Source organism: Ruminococcus sp. 1001136sp1 (assembly GCF_039841815.1).
Lineage (GTDB): Bacteria > Bacillota > Clostridia > Lachnospirales > Lachnospiraceae > Blautia_A > Blautia_A faecis.
The window spans coordinates 403,977-420,750 of sequence record NZ_JBDPGY010000001.1 but is presented as its reverse complement, the minus strand read 5'-3'; the positions used below and the strand labels follow the sequence as shown (position 1 = coordinate 420,750).

Annotated in this window: 20 protein-coding genes, 6 tRNA genes and 3 pseudogenes; 15 read left to right on the top strand and 14 right to left on the bottom strand. The window is 44.5% G+C overall.

What is annotated here, in order from left to right; translation table 11 throughout:
- The 6 genes from ABHC48_RS01935 to ABHC48_RS01910 all read left to right on the top strand — a co-directional run bounded on the left by ABHC48_RS01935 (window position 1) and on the right by ABHC48_RS01910 (window position 589).
- Window positions 1-73 (top strand) — tRNA-Val (locus ABHC48_RS01935).
- A 3-nt stretch (window positions 74-76) separates the two neighbouring features.
- A tRNA-Tyr gene (locus ABHC48_RS01930) sits at window positions 77-158 on the top strand.
- Window positions 159-199: 41 nt separating this feature from the next.
- A tRNA-Thr gene (locus tag ABHC48_RS01925) sits at window positions 200-272 on the top strand.
- 21 nt (window positions 273-293) lie between these two features.
- Window positions 294-367: transfer RNA gene (locus ABHC48_RS01920), tRNA-Met, on the top strand.
- Between the two features lie 5 nt (window positions 368-372).
- Window positions 373-445: transfer RNA gene (locus ABHC48_RS01915), tRNA-Phe, on the top strand.
- 71 nt (window positions 446-516) lie between these two features.
- Window positions 517-589: transfer RNA gene (locus tag ABHC48_RS01910), tRNA-Lys, on the top strand.
- Between the two features lie 331 nt (window positions 590-920).
- Here the strand turns inward: ABHC48_RS01910 and yedF are convergent.
- Both yedF and ABHC48_RS01900 read right to left on the bottom strand, forming a co-directional pair.
- A complete protein-coding gene (gene yedF, locus ABHC48_RS01905) occupies window positions 921-1,547 on the bottom strand; it encodes a sulfurtransferase-like selenium metabolism protein YedF (RefSeq protein ID WP_195698860.1) in 627 nt (208 codons plus the stop codon).
- Window positions 1,548-1,622: 75 nt separating this feature from the next.
- The gene (locus ABHC48_RS01900) at window positions 1,623-1,736 is read right to left on the bottom strand and encodes a hypothetical protein (protein WP_347505127.1); all 114 of its coding nucleotides are present in this window, start codon (window positions 1,734-1,736) and stop codon (window positions 1,623-1,625) included.
- Between ABHC48_RS01900 and ABHC48_RS01895 the strand changes: the two are divergent.
- Window positions 1,689-1,793 (top strand): annotated as a pseudogene (locus ABHC48_RS01895) (DUF6783 domain-containing protein); the annotation flags it as partial. The gene ABHC48_RS01900 and the pseudogene ABHC48_RS01895 sit on opposite strands and share 48 nt — an antisense overlap.
- Here ABHC48_RS01895 and ABHC48_RS01890 read toward each other — a convergent pair.
- From ABHC48_RS01890 to ABHC48_RS01875, 4 genes and pseudogenes are all read right to left on the bottom strand, one after another.
- Window positions 1,767-1,832 carry a DUF6783 domain-containing protein gene (locus ABHC48_RS01890; RefSeq protein ID WP_347505129.1) on the bottom strand — a complete coding sequence of 22 codons (66 nt, stop codon included), beginning with the start codon at window positions 1,830-1,832 and terminating at the stop codon, window positions 1,767-1,769. The pseudogene ABHC48_RS01895 and the gene ABHC48_RS01890 sit on opposite strands and share 27 nt — an antisense overlap.
- A gap of 23 nt (window positions 1,833-1,855) precedes the next feature.
- Entirely contained in the window at window positions 1,856-2,092 is a 237-nt protein-coding gene (locus ABHC48_RS01885) for a DUF3343 domain-containing protein (RefSeq protein ID WP_187565855.1), read from the bottom strand.
- 72 nt (window positions 2,093-2,164) lie between these two features.
- Window positions 2,165-4,108, bottom strand: a complete 1,944-nt coding sequence (locus tag ABHC48_RS01880) for a serine hydrolase (protein WP_347505126.1) — start codon at window positions 4,106-4,108, stop codon at window positions 2,165-2,167.
- Between the two features lie 113 nt (window positions 4,109-4,221).
- Window positions 4,222-4,386: pseudogene (locus ABHC48_RS01875) on the bottom strand (DUF6783 domain-containing protein).
- On the opposite strand from ABHC48_RS01875, the pseudogene ABHC48_RS01870 reads away from it, so the two are divergent.
- Window positions 4,324-4,494: pseudogene (locus tag ABHC48_RS01870) on the top strand (DUF6783 domain-containing protein); the annotation flags it as partial. The pseudogenes ABHC48_RS01875 and ABHC48_RS01870 overlap by 63 nt on opposite strands.
- A gap of 126 nt (window positions 4,495-4,620) precedes the next feature.
- Complete coding sequence (locus tag ABHC48_RS01865) at window positions 4,621-5,046, top strand: hypothetical protein (RefSeq protein WP_118583182.1); 426 nt, start codon at window positions 4,621-4,623, stop codon at window positions 5,044-5,046.
- 201 nt (window positions 5,047-5,247) lie between these two features.
- Here ABHC48_RS01865 and ABHC48_RS01860 read toward each other — a convergent pair whose 3' ends face one another.
- Complete coding sequence (locus ABHC48_RS01860) at window positions 5,248-5,985, bottom strand: metallophosphoesterase (protein ID WP_347505124.1); 738 nt, start codon at window positions 5,983-5,985, stop codon at window positions 5,248-5,250.
- Between the two features lie 48 nt (window positions 5,986-6,033).
- Here ABHC48_RS01860 and ABHC48_RS01855 point away from each other — a divergent pair, with 48 nt between their 5' ends.
- The gene (locus ABHC48_RS01855) at window positions 6,034-6,297 is read left to right on the top strand and encodes a hypothetical protein (protein WP_313720459.1); all 264 of its coding nucleotides are present in this window, start codon (window positions 6,034-6,036) and stop codon (window positions 6,295-6,297) included.
- Between the two features lie 104 nt (window positions 6,298-6,401).
- Here the strand turns inward: ABHC48_RS01855 and ABHC48_RS01850 are convergent, their stop codons facing one another.
- A complete protein-coding gene (locus ABHC48_RS01850; RefSeq protein ID WP_313720568.1) occupies window positions 6,402-6,734 on the bottom strand; it encodes a DUF6783 domain-containing protein in 333 nt (110 codons plus the stop codon).
- Here ABHC48_RS01850 and ABHC48_RS01845 point away from each other — a divergent pair.
- The 3 genes from ABHC48_RS01845 to ABHC48_RS01835 all read left to right on the top strand — a co-directional run bounded on the left by ABHC48_RS01845 (window position 6,654) and on the right by ABHC48_RS01835 (window position 8,674).
- Entirely contained in the window at window positions 6,654-6,842 is a 189-nt protein-coding gene (locus ABHC48_RS01845) for a DUF6783 domain-containing protein (protein ID WP_302672392.1), read from the top strand. The two genes, ABHC48_RS01850 and ABHC48_RS01845, sit on opposite strands and share 81 nt — an antisense overlap.
- Complete coding sequence (locus ABHC48_RS01840) at window positions 6,839-7,804, top strand: SpoIID/LytB domain-containing protein (protein ID WP_195982907.1); 966 nt, start codon at window positions 6,839-6,841, stop codon at window positions 7,802-7,804. The genes ABHC48_RS01845 and ABHC48_RS01840 overlap by 4 nt, the downstream gene beginning before the upstream one ends.
- A gap of 207 nt (window positions 7,805-8,011) precedes the next feature.
- Window positions 8,012-8,674: a hemolysin III family protein gene (locus ABHC48_RS01835; RefSeq protein ID WP_118583187.1), complete on the top strand. Its 663-nt coding sequence runs from the start codon at window positions 8,012-8,014 to the stop codon at window positions 8,672-8,674.
- Window positions 8,675-8,748: 74 nt separating this feature from the next.
- On the opposite strand, the gene ABHC48_RS01830 is transcribed toward ABHC48_RS01835, so the two are convergent.
- Window positions 8,749-8,991 carry a GIY-YIG nuclease family protein gene (locus ABHC48_RS01830; protein WP_148463437.1) on the bottom strand — a complete coding sequence of 81 codons (243 nt, stop codon included), beginning with the start codon at window positions 8,989-8,991 and terminating at the stop codon, window positions 8,749-8,751.
- Window positions 8,992-9,526: 535 nt separating this feature from the next.
- Window positions 9,527-10,384 carry a M23 family metallopeptidase gene (locus ABHC48_RS01825; protein ID WP_173719532.1) on the bottom strand — a complete coding sequence of 286 codons (858 nt, stop codon included), beginning with the start codon at window positions 10,382-10,384 and terminating at the stop codon, window positions 9,527-9,529.
- A 293-nt stretch (window positions 10,385-10,677) separates the two neighbouring features.
- Here ABHC48_RS01825 and ABHC48_RS01820 point away from each other — a divergent pair, with 293 nt between their 5' ends.
- Complete coding sequence (locus ABHC48_RS01820; RefSeq protein ID WP_226837975.1) at window positions 10,678-11,085, top strand: hypothetical protein; 408 nt, start codon at window positions 10,678-10,680, stop codon at window positions 11,083-11,085.
- A gap of 153 nt (window positions 11,086-11,238) precedes the next feature.
- Here the strand turns inward: ABHC48_RS01820 and spoVT are convergent, their stop codons facing one another.
- A complete protein-coding gene (gene spoVT / locus ABHC48_RS01815; protein WP_173717488.1) occupies window positions 11,239-11,787 on the bottom strand; it encodes a stage V sporulation protein T in 549 nt (182 codons plus the stop codon).
- Window positions 11,788-12,218: 431 nt separating this feature from the next.
- On the opposite strand from spoVT, the gene ABHC48_RS01810 reads away from it, so the two are divergent.
- Entirely contained in the window at window positions 12,219-13,643 is a 1,425-nt protein-coding gene (locus tag ABHC48_RS01810; RefSeq protein ID WP_195409945.1) for a GGDEF domain-containing protein, read from the top strand.
- 124 nt (window positions 13,644-13,767) lie between these two features.
- On the opposite strand, the gene ABHC48_RS01805 is transcribed toward ABHC48_RS01810, so the two are convergent.
- From ABHC48_RS01805 to ABHC48_RS01795, 3 genes are all read right to left on the bottom strand, one after another.
- The gene (locus tag ABHC48_RS01805) at window positions 13,768-14,316 is read right to left on the bottom strand and encodes a transcription repressor NadR (protein WP_195409944.1); all 549 of its coding nucleotides are present in this window, start codon (window positions 14,314-14,316) and stop codon (window positions 13,768-13,770) included.
- A gap of 151 nt (window positions 14,317-14,467) precedes the next feature.
- Window positions 14,468-15,325, bottom strand: a complete 858-nt coding sequence (gene nadC, locus ABHC48_RS01800) for a carboxylating nicotinate-nucleotide diphosphorylase (RefSeq protein WP_173736480.1) — start codon at window positions 15,323-15,325, stop codon at window positions 14,468-14,470.
- The gene (locus ABHC48_RS01795; RefSeq protein WP_173736479.1) at window positions 15,318-16,655 is read right to left on the bottom strand and encodes an L-aspartate oxidase; all 1,338 of its coding nucleotides are present in this window, start codon (window positions 16,653-16,655) and stop codon (window positions 15,318-15,320) included. The genes nadC and ABHC48_RS01795 overlap by 8 nt, the downstream gene beginning before the upstream one ends.
- Between the last annotated feature and the right edge of the window lie 119 nt (window positions 16,656-16,774).

Here is a 16,774-nt window from a genome sequence, read left to right as displayed (position 1 = left end):
GGGATCTTAGCTCAGCTGGGAGAGCATCTGCCTTACAAGCAGAGGGTCATAGGTTCGAGCCCTATAGGTCCCATATGGATGGATTCCCGAGTGGCCAAAGGGGACAGACTGTAAATCTGCTGGCGATGCCTTCGAAGGTTCGAATCCTTCTCCATCCATTTGATGAATATAATTCATCTGTTGTAGCCAGTGGTTACGTGCCGATGTGGCTCAATTGGCAGAGCAGCTGATTTGTAATCAGCAGGTTATCGGTTCGAGTCCGATCATCGGCTTTTGGTTTTAAAAGAATATATCGCGGGATGGAGCAGTCTGGAAGCTCGTCGGGCTCATAACCCGAAGGTCATAGGTTCAAATCCTATTCCCGCTACTTATGCCCAGATAGCTCAGTTGGTAGAGCAGAGGACTGAAAATCCTCGTGTCGCTGGTTCGATTCCGGCTCTGGGCATTTTAAATGCCGAAGGTTGTTTAGAAAAAAACTTGGCGTTTAAGATGTGAAATATATGACAAATTTAATATGGAGCATTAGCTCAGTTGGTAGAGCACTTGACTTTTAATCAAGTTGTCCGGGGTTCGAATCCCCGATGCTTCACTTCAAGAAATGCCGGAAATCCTTTGTTTATGAGGGTTTCCGGTCTTTTTATATTTTCTTATAATTCTCAAACACGCTCTAATTAATCCCAAGCATATGTCCCATTTGTATCCCATTGAAAATAAGATGTCTCAGATATGTCTCATATAATAGTAAAAATCCACGCTTTAATTTTGAAATTTTCTTAAGGCCAAAAATTTGATTACTGAGAAAATTAGTGATTTTAAAGCGTGGATTTTCATTATTTAGAAGTTATTTAGAGAATTATTGGTTTATTGTTCACTGGTAATGTTCTGTAAGGTATTTTTGTGAACGGAGTAAACAGTAATTATTATGGGCGCACGATAGTTCCTGCGCTTTCCATAATTTCTACAATTTCGTACATATTAGTAACGCCACCAACTGCCAGTTTTTCTTTTAAACCATAGAAATCAAGGCAGGTACCGCAGGTGAGAATCTTTACACCCTCGGCTTCCAAAGATTTCAGATCTTCCAGGGAATCGGAGTCTTCGCAGGTAAGGGATGCTCCGGAGTTGTAGCACAGAATGATCTCTGGGAGCTGATCCTGTTTGGTGAGAGCGAAAATGAAGGATTTCATAAGAATCTTTCCAAGCTGTTCTTCACCATTTCCCATGGTATTGGCGGAAAGGACGGCTACAAGACCATGTTTCTTGGAATCCGGGGTGCAGGCTGGAACGGCGGATTCAGCTGCTGGTGTTGGGGCTGTGCTGTTTTCCGGAATCTGGAAGGTTACGGTGAAATCTTTCTTTGTTTTTTTCTCAGAAGAGACTGTAAAGCCTTTGCTGTTGCCAAATTTGGTAAGGTTCTGGACGGCAATTTCATTGTCAACGAGAATGATAAGGGTGCCGCCATTTGTCATTTCTTCGGATTCTTTCTTTGCGTTTACAACTGGGAGTGGGCAGGCCATTCCTCTTGCATCAAATGTTTTGGTTTCCATGTGTAATTCCTCCTACTATCTATATTGTATTTTTTGAATTGATATTTTTTAACAGACTCTATAATACAGCATATATTAAGTAATGGATACTCTGACACAGTAAATTTTTAATATATTGCGTGAGTAATGCTGAAAATTAATTTGTACTGCATTAGAGCCTGTTTGAAAAATCATTCCCGCAATCTGCACATCCCACTTTGCGGTATATTTCGCCCGAATTCAGTTGCCGTAGCCCGCTACGGCGCCCTCATCCGGGCGAAATCTCCCACAAATTGTGATGCACATCTTGCAGAAAGCCTGTTTAATAATTAAATTATACACTCATATATGCCCTCAGGATCCAGGTCCTGATCCTGAAGTAGTTTCTCAAGGGCAGTGCGGCTTGTGGGGGGCGCACACCAGGAAAGTCCGCAGCTGGCAGAGATACTTCTTGGAACCGGAATCAGTCTTCCTGGAGCACCAGTGGCTTTGCAGGATTTCTCCATGGCGATGGCGTCGGTGGTGCAGCGAAAGGTGATGATTAAGCGTTTTTCCTGGGAAATCATGGGGTACCTCCTGATTGACCGCATATTTGGTCGTAAAAATTTTCTTGCTATTAAAGTGCGATATATGGTGCATTACAAACTTTCTGTAGAATAGGAAGTGGTCGTTATTTCACTGGGTTCTGATGAGAGTTCTCCGCAATCTGATTCATTTAAGGATGAAACTGATCCCTGTTCCGGAGCCTCTTCAGCGGGTGTCACCAGATACCCATGCGAAACCGGTTCAATAGTCTGTTCCATTACCCTGTGAAGGAGCTCCAGGCCGCCTGTGCCCTTGAAGGCTCCATAGAGAAAGTTGTTGGAGATTTCTTCGGTGATGGATTCCAGACCTTCCATGATCATGCCTTTGCCTGGTGTTTCGTACCAGCGGATGAGAATTTCATCTTCGGGCAAGAAGAAAATGTTGATTTTTCTTCGAACACATTCTTCAAGGAAGGTGAAGTCCAGCTTCAGGACGGCGGTTCCGTTTTCATCTGTAGTGAAATCTCCGGAGGCTGCAATCAGATAGCTTTCCTCGTGGAGGGTAAGCCAGGATTCTTTGAATTTTCCAAGTCCTGTCGGGATGCTGTGCCATTCGCCGGATTCCATAAAGTTTACGGAGAAATTGCCTTTTTCACAGGCGAATGAAATCTTTTGCACACCTTCTGTCATATTATTGTGGAAAATCTGGATAAACAGCGGGAAAAGACCAATGCTCTGTGGAGAAAGTTCAAAAATTTTGCCATTAAGCTGTTGGGTGAACTGGTAAGGATTCGGTTCAGGAAGTCCCTTCATGTAATTCCAGATATTCGGTCTTGCGTTAGTACTGTGGCGGAGCCCAGATGGATTTTTTCTCCAGCCGCCTTTTCGGAGGGCTGGAAGTGTCTGAGGCGCGTGAGTGCCGTTTTCAAGCTCGGCAGTCAGGCGGTTCAGGAGTGTCTGGGCACATGGGTTTTCAGGCAGAATATCTGCAGGATGAAAGTTGCGCGGAAAATGCTTGCGGATAATGTTCAGCATGACGCAGTTCTGGAAAAGTTCGTTATTTCCAGCGTTTGTGACTACAACCATGTTCATGTCAGGGTAAACGATTACATTCTGACCAAGCATTCCATTGAATTCAAAGCTGCCTGGGCGGGCTTCCATCCACAGCTGGTAGCCATAGCCGAAAGTACCTTCAATGCTCTCCTTATGCTTGGCGGTGGAGACTTCAACCCAGAATTCCGGGATAATCTGCTGATCGTTCCATTTACCCTTCTGAAGATAAAGCTGACCTAATTTAGCCATGTCCTCAGTGCAGAGGAAAAGTCCCCAGCCGCCTTTGGTAATGCCCTTAGGGCAGGTTTCCCAGAAATAGCGGGTGATTCCAAGGGGAGCGAAAAGCCGCGGTTCCAGGTATTCGGTAAGTGACTGGCCGGTGCGTTCCGTGACGATGGCGGACAGAACGTAGGTATTCAGGCTGTTGTACTGGAAATTTTTCCCGGGGGTGCCAGTGATGGAAGAATTCAGGTAGCTGGTGAGCCAGTCGTTTCCAGAGACGATCCCCGATTCATTGAAAGTGACACCGCTGGTCATTGTGAGAAGATTTTCTACAGTGACTTTAGGGCGGAAAATCTTGTTAAAGGTGTTCAGGTTCTTCTGGAAAATGTCGTAAATGTTCTCATCCAGGGAAAGCTTGCCTTCCTCAACCAGAAGACCAATTGCCATGCCGGTGATGCTTTTGCACATGGAATGGGTCACGTGCCAGATCCGGCTGCGGTAGGGGGCGAAATTGGCCTCGCAAACGACCTTTCCATTTCGGAGAACCATGAAATGGTGCATGTCTGTATAGTGTGAAGTGTCCAGATCCCGCAGCAGGTCGGCCAGCATGTCAGAGGAAATACCCTGGCTCTCCGGCGTGGCGCGGGGAAATGGCTGCTCGTATGGTTTGTCAAATGGAAATTTAGGCTTTTGCGGGAAGAAATCTACCCGGCTGGCTCCGTCCGTTTTTCCCAGAATAATGTTTGTAATCAGTTCTGCAACTGCAATCTGTTCTTTTGCCATAGGGTGCTCCTTTCTTTGGGAAAGCGGTAAAAGTTGTTGTTAGGGTTATTGTAGCAGTGGGGGACAAGTGTGTCAATAAGGGGTGAAATGGGGAAAATTTATAAAAAATGGTTCTATGGATTGTATTGGCAGACATAAATATTACTAGAGCCTGTTTGAAAAATCATTCCCGCAATCTGCACGCCCCACTTTGCGGTATATTTTGCCCGAATTCAGTTGCCGTAGCCCGCTACGGCGCCTTCATCCGGACAAAATTTCCCACAAATTGTGACGCACATCTTGCAGAAAGCCTTTTTCAAACACGCTCTAGAACCTGCACAATCATGAAAAGTGCGCAGTTCGCAGAGGAGTTTTTTCAAACATATTCTGGCGGCTGTTTGCTGTGAGCTGTCCGTGCAGTCTGCCGGAGGCAGAAAAAGTGCCCGAAATGGTACAAAGTTAATTGCATTAGGAGACAGCAGCGGTGATAAGCTTTTGGATTTTGGACAGGCATGACAAGAAGGAGGGCCTTTATGAGATTATTGAAAAAATATTTCAATCGGGAAAATAAATTCAGTTTGAAAGAACGTTTCAATATGGTGATGACCGTGGTGACTTGTTTTTTCATGGGAGTGATGAGTGAAAATGGACGGGGTATGCAGGGAATAAAGGGACTGATTGATGGAATCGGCGGACTGGCTGTAAGGATGAATGGATGGCTGAGTGTGGTGACTGGCTGGGAGCTGGGCGCGCATGAAGCTTATGAGATATATGAAAAAGGTATAGTGGGAAGATTTTTCCAGGGAAAGATGCTGGAAGGAATAGATGTGGTGAAGCGTGGACAGGCTTTAGTGGAAAGGGCTGGGCTGCGAGGAAGAAGGGGAAATCGGATACGGGATGTTTCACATGAGAAAGGACTGCCTTGCATGGAACGATGGGGGTGCAGAGGCAGTCCGTAGGGGCATAATCGGTTGATTTAATGTAACTATGAAACCTATATTGTCAGGTGGATATGTGATGGTTGGCTCTGTATATAAATACAGTGAAGCATGGTTGGAATGGCTTAAAATCTGAACCGGCAATATTTGAAAAATTAATTGGTAACTGTGAACTATGTTCACGAAAACATCTCGCGGTATAGTATCTGTGGTATAGTTACATTAATTGTTAAAATGAACTGTAATCGGACAGATTTCGCTGTTGGTGCCGACTCTCATGTTCGGACCCCAGATCCCGGCCCCGGAAGTGACAATGTTGTGCATAGTTCCTTTTCGAAGGTAGCCACAGGAATTTTCCCAGAATAGATGGATAATCAGGTTTCCGGGGAAAATCTGGCCGTCATGGGTGTGACCACAAAGGTCAAGGTCAACACCGGCAGCAGCTGTCTCGTCTAATTCTTTTGGCTGATGGTCAATGAAAATAATTGGTTTTCCCTGGTCCAGCGATTCGGTAAGCTGGGCCGGAGTGGCTCTGGAGCCTTCTACTTTTTCACAGCGGGAGGCATCCCGGCGGCCGACAATATAAAATTTGTTGTCGATCAGAACAGCTTCATCGTCTAGCAGGTGGATTCCTGCGTCTGTAAGAAATTCTTCCATTCTGGGATCGTTGTAGTTATCTTCTGTTCCGTTGAAGGTGAAACCTGCCAGGATTGGTTCGTTCAGGTCGTGATTGCCCCAGCAGGCGTAAACTCCATATTTGGACTTAATTCCTTTTAAAATTTCTTTTAATTTATCTGGTTTGGAAATGGCGTCATATTCATTATCGAAAATATCACCTGCGATACAGACTACATCTGGATTTTCAGTATTGATCTTTTTCACAATTCGTTTTGCCTGGGCGGTTCCCATGCTGTAGCCGAAATGGGTATCAGCGAGAAGGACTATTTTCAGGGAATCCATGCCGTCAACTGTTTTTTCAACGTTTATCTCATAAGGTGTAGTTTTCACATGGGTTACATGAAGGATTCCGTAAACACTGAGGCTGATGATCAGTATGGTGCAGATCAGGCCTGTGATGACGAAAGTGCTGCGGTGCCCGATAAACGGGGCATGGAATATGTATTTCAGTATCAGACGGCCAAAATCAACGACAGCGATTACCAGCAGAATATAGATGAAAGTTCCGAGAAAATAGTTACCTGTATGCTTGAGAATACGGTGCAGGTTGGCCGGCTTTTTGATGAGAAAGCCGGTGAGCAGGGCTGTTGCTAATATTATGTAAACTCCTATAAAGGAAGCGCGAAATGCCATTGTCTGAAAAAGTCTGTGACAGGCGCCCATCCATCGTATCATCCAACGGACAACGTATGCATTGATCAGGATGTATAGGGGTGCGAGAAAGAGTGCGGCCATGAAAAACCTCCGTTATATTTACTTTGAAAATTAGCAGTTACACGCTTTGTTACCGTGTCTGCGCAACAATGGGTACAGTATACTACGGTTAATAAGTTTTTGCAATTGTGCATATAATAAGGAGAAATGAGATAGACAGGAGAGCTGTTGCTTATGCGGCAAAGCGAGAAAGATTCCTGAAACCTAGAGCGTGTTTGAAAAAGGCTTTCTGCAAGATGTGCGTCACAATTTGTGGGAGATTTTGCCCGGATGAGGGCGTCGTAGCGGGCTACGACAACCGAATTCGGGTGAAATATACCGCAAAGTGGGGCGTGCAGATTGCAGGAATGATTTTTCAAACAGGCTCTAGAACATCAGGTATGCCAATTATTTTTAAGCAATGGCAAAGTGCAGGAAATATATGAGAAAATGGTTTCGGAGCTTTTATTCTTCAGGGATGTTTATTCCATTCATTTTATTACTACCGTATATGTGTACAATTGCCTTGAATGGGGCTGATAAAGCACTTTTACTGCATTCTCCGGGGGTGGAGGATATGGTTCCGCTGATGTTGATGGTACAGATGAAAGGGGATTATGCGGAGGAAGCGGTGAAATCTCAGGCGGTGATTGCAAGGTCGGAGGTGTACAGGCGGCTGGAGGAGGGGGAAAGTGAAGGAGAAATTCTGGATGAAGTAAGTGAAAGTATCGCAGGGAAAAACAGGGAAAGAAGAGTTGAGCAAATGACAACTGCGACAGAAGATGAAGAGGTGTTATCCTTCCGAATAGCAGAATTAAATAGTGGCAGGAGTTTTGTTGTTGGGTATGGAGGTGTCTGGAAATTACTGAGTGCGGTGGATAAGCTGCAGCAGTATGGAGCAGCGGCAGAGGCAACAGTCGGGCAGGTTCTTACATATAATGGAAAGCTGAAATTAGTTCCCTATCATGAGATCAGCAGCGGTAAAACCAGGGATGGGAAAGAGGTTTTTCACAGTGCAGATTATGGCTATCTGAAATCAGTGGAAAGTAGTCAGGACAGGGAGGCACCAGATTATGTAAACAGTACATATGTGCCTGCCAGTCAGCTTCCTGCGAAGCTGGTGGTCAAAAAGCGAGATAGTGCCGGTTATGTGACTGCGCTGACAGCTGATGGAAACTGGCTTGAGGGTGAGACTTTTCGCCAGGGCATGCATCTGGCTTCCGCAGATTTTTCAGTGCAGAAAGTAGGAAAAATGGTGCGCTTTTTATGCAAAGGAAAAGGACATGGAATTGGATTTTCCCAGTATGGGGGGAATGAGATGGCGAAGAAAGGGAGTAGCTGGGAGGAGATATTGGAGACATATTTTCCGGAGATGGAGGTTGAGGCAGTGATGGAGATGGAGAGGTGAAAAATGTTGCTGAAAATCGAAAAATTACTTTTATTATAAAAGTTTTATAAAACCCCTTGAATTTTTCAAAAAAAGTGTTATAGTATAACACATACTTGATGACGTAGTAATTAAAACTACATGATAAAGTTTGCAAAAACATTGCAGCTCAGGGATCAAACTGATTGCTTGCAAAGTTGCTTTGGAAAAGTTCTAGGAGGTGCTATCATGAAATTTAAATTAAAAGATCCGGGAAGTGCGATTACACATGGGATTGCTTTTCTTCTGGCAGCAGTGGGAGCAGCGCCTTTATTGATTCGCTCGTCAGAGTGGAGCGATCATATTCATATTGTGGCACTGGGAGTGTTTATTCTTACGATGATGCTGCTTTATGCGGCAAGTACTCTTTATCATTCCGTTGATTCTACGGCGAAGGTGAACCGCAGACTGAAGAAGCTGGATCATATGATGATCTTTGTAATGATCGCTGGAAGCTATACGCCGGTGTGCCTGATTGTTCTTCATAACAAGATTGGATATATACTTTGCGCACTTGTGTGGGCGACAGCAATTCTGGGAATTGTATTTAAGGCATTCTGGGTGACTTGTCCGAAATGGATTTCTTCTGTGCTGTATATTGGAATGGGCTGGTTGTGTGTGCTTGCGTTCATGCCAATTATTCATGCATTGCCTAAGGCTGGATTTGGCTGGCTGCTGGCGGGGGGAATTATTTATACGATTGGCGGTGTGATCTATGCACTGAAGCTTCCCATCTTTAATGCGAAACATAAGAATTTTGGGTCACATGAGATTTTCCACGTATTTATTATGCTGGGAAGCGCGTGTCATTTTATTGTGATGTATTGTTTTGTGGCGAATATGCCGATTTGATGATATGGTAAGGTAAAATATTTTAGACAAGTTTTTTAATAACTTTTAATATTTAGAGGGAACTGTGACCTCCTTTAAAATTCCATCAGGGCTAATTTTTTCGCCCGGGTTAATTGTTTGATTGCATATTCCCGGCTCATGGCTTCTTCTTTGGTGGCGTAGCCTTCGTAGTAGACAAGAGTTACCGGACGTTTGGTTTTGGTGTATTTGGCTCCGTTTTTGCCGCTGTTGTGGGCTTTTAGGCGCTTTTCCAGACAGTTTGTCCATCCGGTGTAAAGAGTACCGTCGGCACACTGGACGATGTAGGTGTAATTCATGGGGCTCCTTTTTGGGTTGTAAGGTGAAAGTTCTTAATGTTTTACTATGAAAGTCCCGGACGGCAGCCAAGAATGAGCCATGCTTGCATGAGCGAATTATTGGATATCGGACGGGCTAGAGCGTATGAGTAAGTAGGGTGATAGCCCGGATTACGAATGCGGTCGGCAGCTGTGGGAGCGCTATAGGCGCGGAACAGCTGACTTTCATATATGGTGATGTCGCCGACAGGCGACATGTCCGTTTAGGAATTAAATAAATATTTATGTAAAGGAGTATCGTCATGCTGTTAACTGGCTGACAATGCTCCTTATTTTTATAAAAAGCAATCGGTAAGCTGGTATATTATTTGCAGTCCAAAAGAATACTATAGCGTGTCAGAATGGCTACCATGGCGGGTTCCGGGCTCTTAGCTGCCTGGAAGGACTGGAAAAAGCAGGTAGGATTTAGGTACCGACTGCGGATTTTCCCACCTGCTTTATTATACGTTGTTTTTTTACTTTTGTGAATGTTGATATTTCATGGACTGAATTTTTTTTACGGCAGATACGTGATCGGGTCGATTGGTTCTCCGTCTTTTTTCATGGCGAAGTACAGGTTACTGCCTTCTTCGCTGTAATAAATGGTAGGAGCTGCGACATAGCCTATGATGGAACCTTTGGTGACGGTATCGCCTTCAGCAACGTCCAGATCAGTAAGCTGACCATAGATTGCCTGGTAGCCGTTTCCAAGCTCCATGGTGACGGTAGTGCCAGTTTGGGCATTATTTTCAATCGAATATACGGTTCCGTTTACTGCGGAAACTACAGGGGCACCTTCCACTGCTTGTACGGAAATCGCAGGGCTCAGTTTATACTGATCCAGAGTTGGGAAGTAAACACTCTGATCCATGCTGTAATCAATGAGAACATGTCCGTTTACCGGCCACTCCATTAATGTATCTTCCGAGAAGTTGATTTCCGGTCCTTTGTGCAGGGAGATCTGGGCGTTTACGCTGGTACTTTCTCCAATGTCAGAGGAGCTGGAAATATCAGCGGTATCGTTAATGTCAGCAGAATTGGTTAAGTCCACGGTATTGTCAAGGCTTGCCATGTCTGTTGCGGATGAATTATCTGATTGGTTTATCAAAGACTCACTGTCTAGGATTCCGGTATCGGAAATTCCGTCCAGATCTGCTTCTACCATGTTAGTACCTGCTTCTGCAAGGGACGAATCATCAGTTGAGTTGGCTCCATCTGCTTTGGCAGTGTCATTTTCCTTGGTGCTTTCCAATGGAAGCACTTCCTGAATATGTTCTGGTTTGTTTGCAACCTGGTAAGCGGTCACTCCGAGAACTGCCATAACTGCAAGGAGAGCGCCGTTGAAAATAAATTTTGCTGTTCTGTTTTTCCTCATATTCTTTTCACCTCTACATACATTCTGTTCACAGCTGTTGTACCTGTCTGTATTTATAGGGTGTCCAGAAAATTGGAGGTTATTCATTAATTCATGAAAATGAGAAAATTTAAATTGGTGGCACTTATATAAGCGGCATGGTATAATAGGGGAAAACATGTGCGGTGCTGTGAAAAATAAATGATGTCGGCAGCTGTGGGAGCGCCATAGGCGCGGAACAGCTGACTTTCATATATGGTGATGTAGCCGACAGGCGACATGTCCGTTAAAAAATAATTTACAGGGGGTAACTTGTGGTGAAGATTACAGAGGAGCTTTTGCAGAAAGCTGATCAGATTCCGAATTTCTCAGATGGCGTTATTATGCCGGATGGGGATTACAGATTGATTGAGGAGAAGGGCCATCTTCAGACCATGATGGCGCTTTTGCCATATCCGGAGAAGGAGATTTGGAAGATGATCCCGGAGAATGATTCGGCACTGTTCTGGATGATCGAGAAGACAGGATGTGTGCTTACAGATTATAATTCAACTGTGGGTATGGTGATGACGCGGTCGCAGAAGGAGGTTTTTGATGCACTGGTTGCCCGTGGGATTATTTCGCCGGAGTATTTTGATATTACCAGGCAGAGGCAGAAGATGCGGGATCAGGGCAAGCAGGGTAGCACTGTATCTGAAGAGAAAACAGAACAGGATTGTTGAGGTATATAAATTCGAAAACTGCTGTACCATTTAATGGACTTTGAAGAAGGGCTAAATGGATACAGCAGTTTTTTAGTTTCTGTTCACTGGCAGATTGCGGGAATAATTTTTCAAACAGGCTCTATCGAGACGTTGACTGCAGCGATAACAAAATTATTGTTCCATCTGTCGTCCAAGAAACCCGGCGGCGGTCTGCGCCAGAAGCTTTTCGCTGGCGCCGGGAATGTCTTTGTCGGTTTTTCCCATGAGGATGACACTGCCGATAGCATCTCCGGCGGCTATGATGGGCTGGATGACCTGGGATGTGGATGGAGCTGGCTGTTCATCCACCACAGGGACTTTGCCACGGTCTTTGGCACTAAGACATTTGGCTTCTCTGTCATTGATAACAGCTTCCAGCTGGCTGCTGATCAATTTTCCAATGAATTCCTTACTTCCCGGACCGGCAGCAGCTACTACCTGGTCGTGGTCGGTGATGCAGGAAAGCATGCCGGTGGAATGGGAGAGGGACTCGGCGTATTCTTTTGCAAAAAGGCTAAGCTCTCCGATTGGGGAGTATTTTTTCAGAATGATTTCACCTTCACGGTCGGTGAAAATTTCAAGTGGGGTACCTTCTTTGATTCGCAGGGTCCGACGGATTTCTTTTGGGATGACCACCCGGCCCAGATCATCTATTCTTCTTACGATTCCTGTGGCTTTCATTTATCTGTTCCTCCTGTACTTTATGATGCAATTGTGGGAAACAATTGACTTTTTTAAACACACTATAGAGCTTGTTTGTTTTGTGGGTTTCCATATTTTGTAGTGTATGGATAGTATGTGAAAATATGGGGGAATTATGCGCACGAGATGAGGTAATTTTTTTGCTCGTGACAATAAGAAGGTATCATATTCAACAGTTTTTGAAAGGCAATTAGGCGAGTATGATTGGTTTACATAACAAAAAAATCTTATGAGTTGCCGGCCAGGTTGTGAACGCTACTTCTTGTGCTTGTCACAAGAAGGTTCGTCTTTTTGTGCATCGCGAAGCGCGTTACTGTGAACGGAGTGAACAGTAACCGAACGGTAATTTCGGAGAAAATTCATGCAAATTATGTATGGTTTACATATGGAAATTATGATAAAATATATTTATGAAGAAAAAAAAGCTTGTTTTTTTAGCGTTTGCAACCATTGCGATTGCATTATTGCTTGAAGCCGGAATTTTAAAGTATGTCAATGACAGTAATACATACAGGATGTCAAAAGTACTGCTGGATCGTGTTATCACCGTGCTCAATAAAAATGATGATAGTGAAAATGGACTCATCGAATCGCTAAAGGACGATTATATAGTAAGAGCAAAGGCTGTATCCTATATTATAGATGCAAAACCACAGGTGGAATATGATGTAGAAGAATTGCAGAAAATAGCAGATTTGATATTAGTAGACGAAATTCATCTGTTTGATAAAAACGGATATATCTACAGTGGTACTTTGCCTAAATACTATGGCTTCAGTTTTGACTCCGGAGAGCAGATGGAATATTTTAAGCCTATGCTTACAGATAAAAAGCTTACCATGTGTCAGGATGTTACTCCGAATACCGCTGAAGGAAAGGAACTGATGTATGCCATTACATGGAACGAAGCCGGTACCAGAATGATCCAGATCGGCATCGAACCAAAGCGTCTGCTTAAAGAACTAAAGCAAAACGAAATCTCCGCTGTAGTAAGTGATATGCCTGTTTATAAGGGAATCGAAATTTTCGTGGCAGACTCCCAGACCAAAATTGTAAAAGGTGCTACGGATTCCAGACAGATAGGCGTGAAACTGGAAGGGCTTGTTGTATCATCTGATAAAAAAAGCGGCGAGACAGATGTCCGACTCATAAGGATAGGTGGAAAACGCTGCAAATGTTTACTCAGTCAGTATGATGACTATATTGTAGCTGTAACTATAGACAGTTCCTTTTATCGGCAAGGAAATATTTTTGCGGTTCTCATAGTTGGCGTGTATCTTGTATTGGCTTCCTGCTGTATGTTCTACATGCTTTCAAGAGTTATGAAAGAAAAATATGAAAAAGAAAAACTGCTGTACATATCAAACACAGATGAACTTACAAGATGCTTTAACCGACATGCATACGAAGAAAGGATAAACAACCTTGATCTCCGCGAGGAATGGATATATATTTCCATGGATCTTAATAACCTGAAACATACAAATGATTCTCTTGGACATGCTGCAGGCGATGAACTTATATGTGCAGCGGCCAATTGTATGAGGGAAAGTTTTGGAAAGTATGGAAATGTCTACAGAATCGGAGGAGATGAGTTTGTTGTGATCATCACCGGAAATACAAAGGAATTTCAAAGCATAATAGAAAGCTTTGACCGGCGTGTTGCACAATGGCATGGGAAACTGGTGGATTCTATGACAATCTCATGGGGATATGTTTTCAGTTCTGAGAAAGAATGGGATAACATCTATGACATCGCCAAAGAAGCAGATGAAAGAATGTATAAGAACAAGGAACGCTATTACCAGGAAAGCAAAATAGTCAGACGAAGGTAACAGATTGCTTTTTCCTTATATTTTCAAATATTCTAAATATAACAGAGTTGATTGAAATTCTTTTGGAATAACAAGAACCAGGATGAGACGTGTGCTCAGCCTGGTTCTTGAACTTTTTTCGTTTTTATTCCTGATCGCCCCAGAAATCCACGGGCTCGTAGTCCTGTAATTTCGCAAGAAACCCCTTCTGCTGAAGTTCTTCCTGAATGGCATCCAGGATTTCTTCGCTTTCGGCGTCGATGGTGTGGTAGTGATAGCCGGAGGTTACATTTTTCAGAAGGCTGGATTTGCCGGTGCTGATTTCCTCCATGTAGGCGCGGATGTCGCGGCGGGATTTGATTCCCATGTCAGCTTTCAGCACGCCGTAGACCTTGTGGTAGACGAATACGTCGCGAATCTGGCCGCCGGCGTCTACGATGGTGCTTAATTCCTCTTCAACCTGATCATCTGTGTGATAAACCTTAAAAACTCTGGAATATTTCCTGTCCTCCTGGAGCAGATAGCCTTTGTTGGTGGAAAAAATGGTAGCTCCGTTGGCACGCAGGAGAGAAATATCCTGGACAATAATCTGGCGGCTTACATTTAATTCCTTAGCTAAGGTACCGCCGGAAACGGGATTATTGCTGGAAGATAGGATATTCAGAAGTTGTTTTCGTCTTGCTTCACCTTTCATTTTTTATCTCCTGTCTGCTGGTTTGTGATGAAAGTTACCTGTTACCGTGTGGAGCCTTTGTCAAACATGTTTTGGGACGTGTTGATGGCGGGAAACAGGTGACTTCCATTCTGATAATTACTGTCGGTGGGGGAGTTCAGCCGAATAGGGCTTACTCCACCGGATGAAGATTCTTCATAGATAAATCCATAATAGGAGCAGAATGTGTAAGTGCTCCGCTTGATACATAATTTACACCCAAACCAGTGAGTCTGGCAATATTTTCTTTTGTTACATTTCCGGAAACTTCAATTTCGGCACGTCCGGCAATGTAGTCGATGGATTCTTTCAGCTGTTCAGTGGTCATATTATCCAGCATGATAATGTCCGCACCAGCTTCTACTGCCTCTTTTACCATATCCAGGTTTTCTACCTCTATTTCAATTTTGCGGACAAAAGGAGCGTAGGCTTTTGCCATGGAGATGGCCTGTTTTACGCCTCCTGCGGCACCGATGTGATTGTCCTTGAGAAGAACGCCGTCGGAAAGATTATAGCGGTGGTTATTGCCGCCGCCTACACGAACGGAATATTTCTCGAAAATACGGTTGTTCGGGGTGGTTTTTCTGGTGTCAAGAAGCTTGATTCCGGTTCCCTCAAGAAGAGCTGCAACCTGGCTTGTGTAGGTGGCGATTCCGCTCATTCTCTGGAGATAGTTGAGGGCGGTTCTTTCTCCGCAAAGGAGCACACGGATATCTCCGTAAATTTTTCCTACAAGCTGTTTATTTTCTACGTGGTCTCCGTCTTTTACATAGAATTCAGCTCTGGTGGATGGATCCAGAAGTGTGAAAACACGCTCAAAAACCTGGAGTCCGCAGATGATTCCATCTTCTTTGCAGATAAGATCTACAACGCCTGGGGTGGAATCTGGCATTACGCTGTTGGTGGATACGTCTTCGCTTGTGATATCTTCTTTTAATGCGCTTAAAATGAATGGATCAACATTTAATCCGAGAGTTACCTGATCATACATATAAAAATTCCTTTCTGCCTTCTGGATTTTGACCAAGGGTGATGGCCTGTGTGGCAAGATGGTGATAAGTTTCAGCCAGGGTCTGGATGTCCTGGTATGGGGTGAAGTCTACGTGGGAAGCAAGGTAATCAGCAACTTCGATGGCATTCTGGGGTGAAGCATTCTTAAGATCGTGCTCTGCCATATCCTGCGCTGCCCGTCTTGCGAAAACAAGGCTTTCCAGCAGGGAGTTGCTTGCCAGGCGGTTTTTGCCATGGACACCGTTGCAGGCAGCTTCTCCTACTACATAGAGATTTTCCATGGAAGAACGGCTCTGATAATCCACTTTTACGCCGCCCATGAAATAATGCTGTGCCGGAACAACCGGGATACATTCCTTGAAAACATCATAGCCCATTTCCCTGCAGTGTTCAACAATGTTTGGAAAATGGTGGCGAAGAGTTTCTGCCGGGATGGTGCGCAGGTCTTCCCAGACAAAGTCGGTGTCGTCTTTTGCCATCTGTTCGTGAATTTTCTGAGAAAGAAGATCACGGGGCAGCAGCTCGTTTACGAAACGGTTCATGTTTTTGTCGTAAAGTCTGGCACCTTCGCCACGGACAGATTCGGAAATCAGAAAGCTGCGGTCTTCCGGATGTTTGGTGTAGAAGGTGGTAGGGTGGATCTGCACGTAATCCGGGTTCTGCAGTTCAATATTATGCTTACCTGCAATAGCAAGTGCGTCGCCGGTAAGGTGGCGGAAGTTGGTGGAATGTCTGTAAAGTCCACCTACACCTCCGCTGGCCAGAACGGTATAGGTTGCAGTAACGGTGTCAAGGGAACCATCTGGACGGCGGATCACAGCGCCGTAGCAGTGGTTGTCTTTTTCCAGAATATCAACCAGGGTGGTGTATTCCAGAAGTTCTACATTGGAAAGCTTCTGGACTTCGCGGAGCAGGGTGCTGGTGATCTCTTTTCCGGTTACATCCTCGTGGAAAATAATACGGTTGGTGGAATGGGCGCCTTCTTTGGTGTAGGCAAGGCTGCCGTCTTCGTTTCGCTCGAACTGGGCACCGTAAGAGACAAGATCCCTGACAACCTCCGGGGAGGTTTTAATCATGATCTCTACGGATTTTTTGTCATTTTCGTAGTGTCCAGCTTTCATGGTGTCTTCGAAAAAGCTGTCATAGTCGGACTGTTCTTTCAGCATGCACATGCCGCCCTGGGCGAGAAAGGAATCGTTACTGGTAAGGTCGGACTTGGTGATGACGGTGATTTTTTTGTCGCGGGGAAGCTGGAGGGCACAGTAAAGACCGGAGCAGCCGCTTCCTGCGATGAGGATATCTGTTTTCATAATTGATGGTCCTTTTTTCACGGATAAATTTGGTGTACAGAGAAATTTTGCAAAAGTAATCTGAAGCGCAGGCTTATAAAATTTCTCTGTGAATGATTACAATTGTGCGCGCGGATTCA